Annotated in this window: 9 protein-coding genes; 4 read left to right on the top strand and 5 right to left on the bottom strand. The window is 66.1% G+C overall.

Annotated features, from left to right (window positions below; translation table 11 throughout):
* Positions 1-305: 305 nt before the first annotated feature.
* The 3 genes from QZY03_RS07795 to QZY03_RS07785 all read right to left on the bottom strand — a co-directional run bounded on the left by QZY03_RS07795 (position 306) and on the right by QZY03_RS07785 (position 5,214).
* Positions 306-905: a Uma2 family endonuclease gene (locus tag QZY03_RS07795; protein WP_295579835.1), complete on the bottom strand. Its 600-nt coding sequence runs from the start codon at positions 903-905 to the stop codon at positions 306-308.
* 80 nt (positions 906-985) lie between these two features.
* Positions 986-4,075, bottom strand: coding sequence for an efflux RND transporter permease subunit (locus QZY03_RS07790; protein WP_295579832.1), 3,090 nt, complete (start codon positions 4,073-4,075; stop codon positions 986-988).
* Positions 4,072-5,214, bottom strand: a complete 1,143-nt coding sequence (locus QZY03_RS07785) for an efflux RND transporter periplasmic adaptor subunit (protein WP_295579829.1) — start codon at positions 5,212-5,214, stop codon at positions 4,072-4,074. The genes QZY03_RS07790 and QZY03_RS07785 overlap by 4 nt, the downstream gene beginning before the upstream one ends.
* 141 nt (positions 5,215-5,355) lie before the next feature.
* Here QZY03_RS07785 and QZY03_RS07780 point away from each other — a divergent pair, with 141 nt between their 5' ends.
* Entirely contained in the window at positions 5,356-6,900 is a 1,545-nt protein-coding gene (locus QZY03_RS07780) for an alpha/beta fold hydrolase (RefSeq protein ID WP_295579827.1), read from the top strand.
* Here QZY03_RS07780 and QZY03_RS07775 read toward each other — a convergent pair.
* Positions 6,839-7,714 (bottom strand): DMT family transporter, encoded by an 876-nt coding sequence (locus QZY03_RS07775; protein WP_295579838.1) that lies wholly within the window; start codon positions 7,712-7,714, stop codon positions 6,839-6,841. The two genes, QZY03_RS07780 and QZY03_RS07775, sit on opposite strands and share 62 nt — an antisense overlap.
* A gap of 108 nt (positions 7,715-7,822) precedes the next feature.
* A complete protein-coding gene (gene dusA / locus QZY03_RS07770) occupies positions 7,823-8,923 on the bottom strand; it encodes a tRNA dihydrouridine(20/20a) synthase DusA (protein ID WP_295579825.1) in 1,101 nt (366 codons plus the stop codon).
* A 358-nt stretch (positions 8,924-9,281) separates the two neighbouring features.
* Between dusA and QZY03_RS07765 the strand changes: the two genes are divergently transcribed.
* The 3 genes from QZY03_RS07765 to QZY03_RS07755 all read left to right on the top strand — a co-directional run bounded on the left by QZY03_RS07765 (position 9,282) and on the right by QZY03_RS07755 (position 10,820).
* Positions 9,282-10,037 carry a TSUP family transporter gene (locus QZY03_RS07765; RefSeq protein WP_295579824.1) on the top strand — a complete coding sequence of 252 codons (756 nt, stop codon included), beginning with the start codon at positions 9,282-9,284 and terminating at the stop codon, positions 10,035-10,037.
* Between the two features lie 140 nt (positions 10,038-10,177).
* The gene (locus tag QZY03_RS07760; RefSeq protein ID WP_020507983.1) at positions 10,178-10,465 is read left to right on the top strand and encodes a DUF6516 family protein; all 288 of its coding nucleotides are present in this window, start codon (positions 10,178-10,180) and stop codon (positions 10,463-10,465) included.
* A gap of 10 nt (positions 10,466-10,475) precedes the next feature.
* Positions 10,476-10,820 (top strand): transcriptional regulator, encoded by a 345-nt coding sequence (locus QZY03_RS07755; RefSeq protein ID WP_295579820.1) that lies wholly within the window; start codon positions 10,476-10,478, stop codon positions 10,818-10,820.
* Positions 10,821-11,020 lie beyond the last annotated feature (200 nt).

Raw genomic sequence — 11,020 nt, 5'->3', positions numbered from 1 at the left:
GGCCGCGAGACAACCGGAGGTCGAGGCTTTATAGCCGTCGGACGTGATAACCGGCCGGAGGGGCGGGTTTTAAACCCGCCCCTACACCAAGGGTCTGTCCGGATAGCAGGTAAGAAGGCGATACCATGAAAGTGCGTAGTCAGGCCATCCTGGCCTGGCGGCGTCGGGGCTGGAACAGTCAGGGGTGGAAGCCCTGACGACGCAGCCTCGCACGCTGGCAGTTGCGACAGACGGCCGCGGGATTCGGTGGACTGCGCTATCGCTTGTCCACCCTACGGCCGGAACGATGATCAAGGCCGACGCGGTTAGCCTTGCGTTGCCGCAGCGAGCGCGGCGAACTCGACTTTGTCATAGATCTCGGCCAGCGGCAATGCGGTGTCAAAGGCCGGCAACGGGATGGAGCCGCGTGGATCAGTATAGGTCGAGAGCAGCCAGTCGCCGCCGGGTTGGCGCAGGAAGAGTTCGGCACTGACCCGGTGCTGAGACAGTAGCAGATAGGCCCGTAGGCTGGGGAGTGATCGGTAGTAACCAAACTTGTTGCCCCGGTCATAGGCTTCGGTGCTGTCGGAGAGGACCTCGACGATCAGGCCGGGGTTGATGATGATATCCCGGTGGTCGTCCCAGAACAGCCGCTCTCCGCAAATCGCCATAACGTCCGGGTAGGTGCCGAGGTTGGCGGACTCGATCCGGACTTTCATGTCGCTGGTGTAAACATAGCAGGGACGGCCCTTGAAGCGGTTGCCCAGTTCGCGCAGCACGTTGCCGCAGATCAGGTTATGGGCCTCGGTGCCGCCCGCCATGGCGAAGACCTCGCCGTCCACATATTCAGTGCGGCCCTGGTCCGCCGCCCGCTCGGCGGCGAGCCAGTCCGCAAAATGCAGTCGGAGTTTGGGTTGAACGGACATGGTTTAAGTTCCTGGTCGGGGCGGCAAGATGTTTGATCAGCGGTGACGCTTGATGTTTTGAATCCGGGCTTCGCCTGGCGTCACACCGTCTGGGTTGCCCCTTCCGGGCCGTCCGGCGCCGGACGCGTGGGTTGACCACCGAACCAGGTCACATAGAGCGTTGGCAGGAACACCAGCGTGAGCAGCGACGCGACCAGCAGACCCCCCATGATGGCATAGGCCATGGAGCCCCAGAACACCGTCGGCGCGATCGGGATCATGCCGAGCACGGTCGAGAGCGCGGTCAGCATGATGGGACGGAAGCGCGAGACGCTGGCCTCCACCACCGCGTCCCAGACGGTCTTGCCCGCGGCCCGTTCGGCCTCGATCTGGTCGATGAGGATGACCGCGTTCTTGGCGATCATGCCGATCAGGGCGAGGATGCCGAGGATAGCGACAAAGCCGAGCGGTTTGCCCGACAGCAGCAGGGCGGCGACCACGCCGATCAGGCCCAGGGGGACCAGGCTGAGCACGATGAACAGCCGCGCGAAACTCTTGAGCTGGAAAATCAGGAGCGAAAGCATCAGCAGGATCATCAGCGGCACCACCGCGAACACCGAGGCGCGTGAATCCGTACTCTCCTCCACCGAGCCGCCGAGTTCGATGCGATACCCCGCGGGCAGGGTGGCGTTCAGTTCGGCGATGGGTGCCTCCAGGTCGGCGACCACCGTCTCGGGCATCGCGCCCGGTGCCACGTCGGCCTGCACGGTCAGTGTCGGCACCCGGTCGCGCCGCCAGACCAGCGGATAGTCCTGACCGTACTCGAAGAGGGCGAACTGGCTGAGCGGGATGGTCCGTCCATTGGGCAGTGACACCGGCAGAGTGCGCAGGGTCTCCACCGACAGGCTTTGCCCGCCCAGTTCGCGCGCCACCACATTGACCAGATAGATGTCGTCGCGCACCTGCGTAATGGTGGTGCCGGAGATCGTGGTGTTGAGCGCGGTCGACACCGCCTGACTGCTCAGCCCGAGCTGGCGGGCCTGATCCTGGTCGATGCGGATGCGCAGTTCCCGCTCCGGCTCCATCCAGTCGAAGTTGACCCGGCGTGTTCCCGGATGGGCGGCCACGCGATCGGCGAGCTGCATGGCGATATCGCGCAGCTTAATGGGGTCCGGACCCAGGACGCGGTACTGCACCGGCCAGCCGACCGGCGGCCCCAATTCCAGTGGCGAGACCCGCCCCACCACTTGCGGGAACTGTTCTGCCAGCAATTGTTCCAGTCGCGGTTGCAGCCGCTCGCGGGCCTCGATGTCCTTGGTGACGATCACCGCCTGGGCGAAGAAGGGGTTGGCCAACTGCACGTCGAGCGGCAGATAAAAGCGGATGGCGCCCTGGCCGATATAAGTGCTCCAGCGTTCGATCTCGGGCGCGAACTCGGGGTCATCGCGCAGGACTTGCTCGAAGGTATCGACCAGCCGCTCGGTCGCATGGATCGAGGCGTTCTGCGGCAGCCGCAGATCGACCAGCAATTCCGGGCGATCGGAGGACGGGAAGAACTGGCGTGGAACCTGACCCAGACCAACGATCGCCGCGACGAAGATCGCGAGCGTCAAGGCGATGGTGAACCAGCGTGCGCGCATCGCGAGTGTCAAAAAGCCGCGGTAGATCGCCACCGTGCGGTTTGGCTTCTCCGCTTGATCGGCCTTGGGCGGACGCAACAGCACCATGCCGATCAAGGGGGCGAAGACCATGGCGACGAACCAGGAGGCGATGAGCGCGATGCCGACCACCGCGAAGATCGAGAAGGTGTATTCGCCGGCGGAACTCTGGGCGAAGCCGATCGGCACGAAGCCGGCGATGGTGACCAGGGTGCCGATCAGCATCGCAAAGGACAGGTGCTGGTAGGCATAGGTGGCGGCGGCCACTTTGTCGTCGCCCGCGGCCAGCCGGCGGCTCATGGCGTCGATGGTAGTCATAGCGTCGTCGACCATCAGCGCCAGCGCGATGATCAGTGCTCCCAGCGAGACACGCTGCAGGTCGATATCGACGATGTCCATCAGCGGAAAGACCACGGCGAGCGTGAGCGGAATGGCCACGGCGACGACGGTCCCGGCGCGCACTCCGAGCGCGACGAAGCTCACCACCAGGACGATGGCGATGGCCTGCCACAGCGATTCCGTGAACTCATTGATGGCCAGGTCGACCGTCAACGGCTGATCCGCCACCAGCCGCGGCTCGATGCCGTGCGGCAGGTCGGCCTTGATGGTGCTGATGGCGTGCGCGACATTGCGGCCGAGCGCCAGGGTGTCGCCGCCGTCGCGCATGGCGATGGCCAGGCCGATGGCGGGCTCGCCGTTGATGCGGAACATGGGCTGCGGCGGGTCGCTGAAGCCGCGGCGCACATCGGCGATGTCGCGCAGCCGCAGCATCCGGTCGCCGATGGCGAAGGTGACCTCGGCGATGTCCTGCTCGGAGCCGAAGGCGCCGGTGACCCGCAGGGCAATGGATTCGTCGCTGGTGCTCAGCACGCCCGCGGGGCTGACGATGTTCTGCGCGCGCAAGGCCGCGATCAGCGTGCTTGGGTCGAATCCCAGCCCGGCGAGCCGCTCGGCCGAGAAGTCGATGAAGATGATCTCGTCCTGGGCGCCGAGAATATCGATCCGCGACACGTCGGGGACTTGCAGCAGTTCGGAGCGGACACCCTCGACGGCGTCGCGCAACTCCCGGTGCGTGAACCCATCGGCGGTGAAGGCATAGATGATCCCGAAGGTATCGCCGAACTCGTCGTTGAAGAAGGGGCCGACGATTCCCTGCGGCAGGGTGTGGCGCATGTCGGCCACTTTCTTGCGCACCTCGTACCAGGCATCCGCGACCGCCCGGCCCTGGGTACTTCCGATCAGATCGACGAAGATGGTCGTGGTGCCGGCGCGGGTGAAGCTGCGCAGGTTGTCCAGGTTCGGGACCTCCTGCAGCGTGCGTTCCAGGCGCTCGGTGACTTGTCGGATGGTCTCGTCCAGAGTGGCACCGGGCCAGACGGCCCCGACCACCATGGTGCGGAAGGTGAACGGCGGGTCTTCCGCGCGGCCAAGCTGGTAGAAGGAACTGATCCCGGCGATCAGCGCGGCGAGCATGATGAAAATGGTGACCGAGCGGTTGCGGATGGCCCAGTCGGAGAGGTTGAAGCCGCTCATGGCTGGTTCCCCGGCGCGTTCCTGAGCGGGTCTCCGAGCAGGCGGACTTGTTGGCCGGGCCGCAGTGTCTGGACGCCCGCGGTCACCACCAGTTCACCGGGCTCCAGACCCTGGGAGACCAGCACCCGGTCCAGTTCATAGCGCACCACATTCACATTGCGCAGGGCCACGGTGTTCGACGCCGGGTCCAGGGTCCAGACCGCCGGTGCGCCGCCGGTCGCGGTCAGCGCCGAGGTCGGGATCTTGATGCCCGCGGTCCCGCCCAGCGCGATGGCGCCGGTGACGGTGGAACCGAGCCGCATCGCCTCCGGGGGGGTGGCGAGACCCACCCGGACCTTGAAGGTCCGCGTCACCGGGTCGGCCTGGGGTGAGACCTCGCGGACCCGGCCGGTGGTGGTGACTCGGGGGTCGCTGCTCAGGGTGACGGTGACCAGGTCCTCGACCGACGCGGCTTCGATCACCCGCGCCGGCACATCGAAGACCGCATCGCGTCCACTCTGGCGGGCGAGCCGCACGATCATGGCCCCGGCCGCGACCACCTCACCGGGTTCGGCCCCCCGCGCGGTGACCGTGCCGGGTCCATCGGCGGCCAGGGTCGTGAAGCCGAGCTGGTTTTCGGCCGTGTTGACCTGGGCCTGGACCGCGTCCACCTGGGCCTGGGCGGCGTCGCGCGCTTCCACGGCCCGATCGAACTGGGCGCGGGCGACAAAGCCGCGGGCCAGCATGGGCTGGTAACGCGCGACGGTGTTGCGGGCCTCGACCAGACGCGCCATGGCGCCGGCCAGATTGGCCCGCGCCGCGTCCACGGCGTTGCGTTCGTTCACGGCATCCAGGCGGGCGACCACCTGCCCGGCCCGCACCCGATCGCCGACGTTGACGTTGCGCTCGATCAACTGGCCGCCCACCCGGAAGGCCAGGGCCACGTCGTCTTGGGCCTGGATGTTCCCGGTCAGGGTCACGGTCTCGCCGCCCGGCAGTTTTTCGACGGTCAGCACCCGCACCGGCCGGACCGGTTCAGGTATGGGCTGGATCTCTTCGCTCGGTTGGCAGGCCGCCAGGACCGCGGTCAGGGTTAGCGTGCAGGATAAGAGGCGTCCGACCCGCAAAGCAGCGTGCACCGTGCGGCGGTGGATGGACATGACTGACATTTCCAAGAGAACACCCCTATAGGTTGAATCGCGAGCGGAATCGTAGCCTAATTCGGGCGCCTGTTCCTACCATTCCAGCATCGGCCGCGGCGAGCGCCCCGGCCCGCGGCTGGATCGATGAGCCGTAACACCATGTGCCTAGCCATCCTGTTTCAACGTCCGGCGGGTCGATTCGCGGGACTCTGCATCGGTCTGCTCCTCGGCGGCTGCCAAGCGCTGGTACCGTCTCAGACGCCATCGATTGGTCCGAGTCTGGACGCCGCGGTGCAGGTTCTGGCCTCACCGGGCAGCAGCGAGCGGACACGCGCCGCTGCCGCGACGGACTATCGGGAACTGGTCGCCGGCCGTTTGCCGAGCCTGCTGGAGGATGCGGCCCGGCCGTCCGACATCTTGGGTCCGACGGTGCCTGCGCAGCAGGTGCCGCCGGGGGTTCAGGCGCCGGATGCCTTCACCGATCTGCGGCCGGTGACGCGCTCGCGGGTGACCGTCCCCGGCTTGCATCGGCTCGGCCTGGGCTTGCCGACCATCGTCCGCCTTGCGTCCACCGATCCCAACGCCCCGCGGGCGGGCTACCAACTCCCGCGGACGCTGATCGCACTGCCCGCGGACCCCGCGGCGACCTGCTGCACCGCGGCACTGGTGCAGCCGGACCAGATCCGGTCGGTGCGCACGGCCCACGGGGAGACCGCGGTGGCGATGGACCTGGAGGCGCCACTGGATGCCACCCGCGCGACCGGGCCGAGCCTGCTCTCGGGACTCGTCAACCTGGTGCGGCCGGGACGCTTTCTCGGACAGCCGCGCATCGTCTTCCTGGAACCCTTCGATCCGGTCAAGCGTCCACTGGTGCTGGTCCACGGGCTGATGTCGACGCCGCAGGTCTGGGCACCGCTGGTCAAGGGTTTGCTGGCCGATGATCAGGTCCGCGCCAACTATCAGTTCTGGTTCTATTATTATCCAACGGGGAAACCGGTGCCGATCTCCGCGCTCCAGTTGCGCCAGGCGCTGGACGATGCCGTGACCCGGTATCGGCCCAAGCAGCCCATGGTCCTGATCGGTCACAGCATGGGCGGCATCCTCTCCCGCGCCCAGGTGTCACGGGTGACTCTGGAGGACGCCGCGACCGTGGTTCCGGACATCGGGATCCTGCCCGATTACAGCGCGACGCGCCGCGCCCTGATCTTCGCGCCGCGGACCGATGTGAGCCGGGTGGTCTTCATGTTCACCCCGCACCGGGGCAGCCGGCTCGCGACCAGCGGTTTGGGTGCCTGGGGGACGCGCTTGATCCGGCTGCCCGACACGCTGTTGCGCGAGTTCGGCACCTTGGCCGACAGCCTCGTCGGCTCCTATGGCGGGCGTCTGCCGAACAGCATCCATGGGTTGTCGCCGGAGTCGGGCTTCCTGCGCGTCCTGGATGCGACCACACCGCAGGTACCGGCCCACACGATCCTCGGCGACCGCGGGCGCGGCAACCTGGCGGCCAGCTCGGACGGGGTGGTGACCTATCGCAGCGCCCATCTGCCGAGCGCCCAATCCGAGGTCGTGGTTCCGACCGGGCACAGCGGCGTCGGCCATCCGCTTGCTATTCAAGAGCTGCTGCGCATCCTGCATCAGGAACTTAAAGCAGGATCAGTGCCACGCCCGCTACCATCAGCGCGCCTGCCGGTAGCCGCCGGATGAGACCAGTCTCCCGAAAGAGCAGGGCGCCGTAGAGGATGCCGAACAGCAGACTGACGCGTTTCACCGCGATCATATAGGCCACTTCGACCTGCGCGATGGCCAGGAAGTGGGTGTAGGCCATGATCGCCATGAGCGCGGCGACCGTCAGGACCGCCCAGGGCCGGCGGGCGAACTTGCGGAACACCTCCGGCCGCCGCACGGCAAAGACCAGCGTGACCGTGAGACCCAGCACCCCGAAATAGAATGGCCCGAATTGCTCCGGCGCCATGTACTGCATGGCGGCCTTTCCCATGGTGGAAGTCAACGCGAAGATGGCCGCAGTCGCCAGCATCATCCGTGACCCCGGTTGCTCGACCACGGCCCGGAAGGGCTCGCCCCAACTGCGCCAGTCCTGTGCCTGCGCCCGCTCGCCATTGAGCAGCCAGGCCCCGGCTACCACCAGGAAGACGCCGCCGGCCCCTTGTAGGGTGACCGCCTCGCCGAGCAGGACCCAGGCGATGCCCATGACGAAGACCGGGGTAAAGGCCAGGTAAGGCAGGGTGAGCGACAACGGATGGTCGCGGATGGAGCGCATGTAGAGCAGCATGGCCAGCAGTTCCAGCGGCACCAGCGCGGCCAGCCACCACCAGAAAGCGGCCGGCAGCCCGGTGAGCGGCGGCAGATCCCATAGCAGTGGAGACAGCAGCAGCCCGGTCAGGCCCAATCGGACCACCGCCAGTTCCCGGGCCGAGAACTCCTGGAGCCACGCCTTGGTCGCCGCATCCGCACTTGCCAGGGCAAGCGCGCAGATCAGGGTCAGCGGCAGCCAGTGCAGCAGCACGTCTATCCGACAGCCGGGCTCAACCCGGCACCGTCTCGACCGCTATATCGCCGCTCCTGAGTGGGCCAGGGTCGCCGTTCCGACCAAAGTGACCGCCCGGATTTATCCACAGATGTCACAGATGTTCACAGATGAAGAAAAACATCCGTGTTCATTTACGGACAGTCGATCGTCGCTCGGCTCGACGTTTGCGGGATCGGGCGGCAGGGCCGCGATCAGCACCTCCGGCCCGGCGCCGGGTCGATGGGCGTGCTCGCTGATGTGTCGACGCCAGGCACGGGCGCCGGGTTGGCCCTGAAAGAGCCCCAGGAGGTGCCGGCTCATGGCGCCGAGTGGGACGCCGGTTTGCAGTTGCCGCTCGACATAGGGAAGAAAACGCTCAAGCACGGCGTGACGGGTCGTAACAGCAGTGGTATCGCCATAGATTAGGCGGTCCGCCTGGGCCAGCATCCAGGGGTTTTCATAGGCCGCCCGGCCGATCATCACGCCATCCAGATGGGTCAGAAAACCGACCGCCGCGTCCAGTGTCAGAATGCCGCCATTGATCACGATGGTCAGCGCCGAAAAGTCCGCCTTGAGTCGGGCGACCACATCGTAGCGCAGCGGCGGGACCTCGCGGTTCTCCCGCGGGCTCAGACCCTGGAGCCAGGCCTTGCGGGCGTGCACGATGAGCGCGTCGCAACCGGCCGCGGCCACGGCGGCGACGAACGCGGTCAGTTCCTCGTAGCTGTCCCGATCATCGATCCCGATCCGGCACTTGACTGTCACCGGCAGCGCGACCGCGTCTTTCATGGCCGCCACGCAGTCCGCCACCACCTGGGGTTCCGCCATCAGGCAGGCCCCGAACCGCCCGTTCTGCACCCGATCCGAGGGGCAGCCCACGTTGATATTCAACTCGTCATATCCCCAATCCGCTCCCAGCCGGGCGCATTGGGCCATGGCCCGCGGGTCCGCGCCGCCGAGTTGGAGCGCCAGCGGGTGTTCCGCCGGGTCGAACCGCAGGTGTCGATCCTGATCGCCGTAGATCAAGGCGCCGGTGGTGACCATTTCGGTGTAGAGCAGGGTGTGCCGGGTGATCAGTCGCAGGAAATACCGGCAGTGCCGATCGGTCCAATCCAGCATGGGGGCAACCGACAACCGCGAGCCTTTGTATTTTCTCGAATCGCCCTCTGTTGCTGGATTTCCTGTCGCTGCATTCGTCATTATTTAGCACTATTCCGCGTGATTCGGTTGCCGCGGTGCGACGGGAGTCTTACATGGCGCGGCTTGTAGCACCGACACGAGCCAGCGCACCCATGGCCACCATCGTAGCGCGCCAACGCGCCAACGCGCCGACGGCACCCCCGCCTGCACGGCACAGATTCGGCTCAAGCATGCGGTGCTGCGCGAGTATGTGGCGTCTCGATAAATGAAGCCAATCGGCGCGTCCGCTGTGCAGATCGCGTGGGCGGTCCCGCGATCATCCTGGAAAGGACGCTGAGGCTCCAGCGGCGTGCCGCTGGCTTTGTCGCGCGCTTGCGGGTTCAATGGCTGACTCAGTCAGCCGACCTTGGCCTCTCCAGTGGAATCAGTCGATATCCTCAGCGTGTTGTTCCTGGTGGCCTTGCTGGCCGGGTTCGTCGACGCGATTGCCGGGGGCGGCGGTCTGCTGTCGATCCCGGCGCTGCTGTGGGCCGGCCTGAGCCCGGTGGAGACCCTGGCGACCAACAAGGCGCAGGCGGTCTTCGGCAGTGGCACGGCGGCGGCCAATTTCATCCATCAGGGCCAGGTGGACTTGCGCGCGGCCGCCTTCGCGGCGGCCTGTACCTTTTTCGGTTCCGCCGCCGGGGCGCTCCTGGTCCAGCGTTTGGACAGCGCCCTGCTCGGTCAGTTGATCCCGCTGCTGCTGATCGGCTTCGCCCTGTATTTTCTGTTCTCGCCGCGGGTCTCGGAGTTGGACAGCCGGCAACGCCTGGCGGCGCCCCTCTTTGCACTCACGGTGGGGTTCTGGGTGGGCTTCTATGACGGGTTTTTCGGTCCGGGGGCCGGGACTTTCTTCGCGATGGGTTATGTGGCCTTGCTCGGGTACAACCTGCGGCGCGCCACGGCGCACAGCAAGCTCCTGAACTTCGCCAGCAATCTGGCGGCACTTCTGATCTTTCTGCCGGCCGGGCAGATCCGCTGGCCGGTGGCGGCGGTGATGGCGGTCGGCCAGTTGTTGGGTGCCTGGCTGGGTTCTCATCTGGTGTTGCGCCACGGCGCGGCCCTGGTGCGGCCGGTGCTGGTCGCGTCCTCGCTGCTGATTTCAGCCAAGCTCTTGTTCGATCGTTGGGGCTGAGCGGCCTGATCAAGCATTGGGTTACGAAGAACGAAGAACGATAAACGAGAAACCGACAACGAAGGGTATAGAGCGGATCTGCGGTGGGTCAAGGGCGTTTCTATATTTACAACACTTACCGGTGTTTCTAGAATGACAACATGCCAGCCGTCGCCATCCATGACATCCGCCGTACCCTGACCGCCGAGGCGTTCGTCGAACTGAAGGTCTGGGAGGTTCCGGAGCCGGTGCGGGGCAGCGACCACCAGTACAAATACCGCTTGGTCTTGGTTGTGAATGAACGCTGCGTGCTGCGCTATGACAACGAGGCCGGCAAGGGCGACCACAAGCACGTCGGTGCGGCCGAACTTGAAGAGCCGTACCACTTTGTCTCGCGGCAGCAGTTGCTGGACGATTTCTTTGCCGATGTCGCCACCCTGCTGCGATGAGGACCAGACGATGAGAACCCTGATGATCAATGTTTGCGATCTGGAGACCACCAAGGCGCGCATGTTGGACGCGCTGGCAGGCCGCGGGTCTGACGATGTGCTGTCCTTTCCGTCCGAGGAACTGCTGTTCACGGTCCTGACCGCGCGCCGCTGGCCGGTGCTGCGGGCCTTGACCGGTGCGGGACCGGTGGGTGTGCGCGCGCTGGCGCGGCAGCTTGGGCGCGATGTGAAGGGTACGCACACGGACGCCCAGGCGCTGGTCAAGGCGGGCGTGATCGAGAAGACCGTCGACGGCAAGCTGCATTTTCCGTATGACGCGGTACGCATTGAGCTGGGTTGGCGGGCAGCGGCCTAAGCGCGCCGGGGCGCTTTCGATTCTCGCGGGGCTGGCAGAACACCACGAGCCCAAGTCTGTGTGTGGGCCTTGATCATCGTTGTGCGACACGAAGTCGCGTAAGTGAATGTTCTACAAGAAGTCGCTAGGAGGCGGCCTGATAGAACCGACGGTTTCTCCCGTCGTAGCCTAGGAGCACATGCGGGACTGGTAACGGTCCG

Source organism: uncultured Lamprocystis sp., from assembly GCF_903933125.1.
Classification (GTDB): Bacteria; Pseudomonadota; Gammaproteobacteria; order Chromatiales; family Chromatiaceae; genus Thiodictyon.
This window is presented reverse-complemented; position numbering and strand designations above follow the sequence as displayed.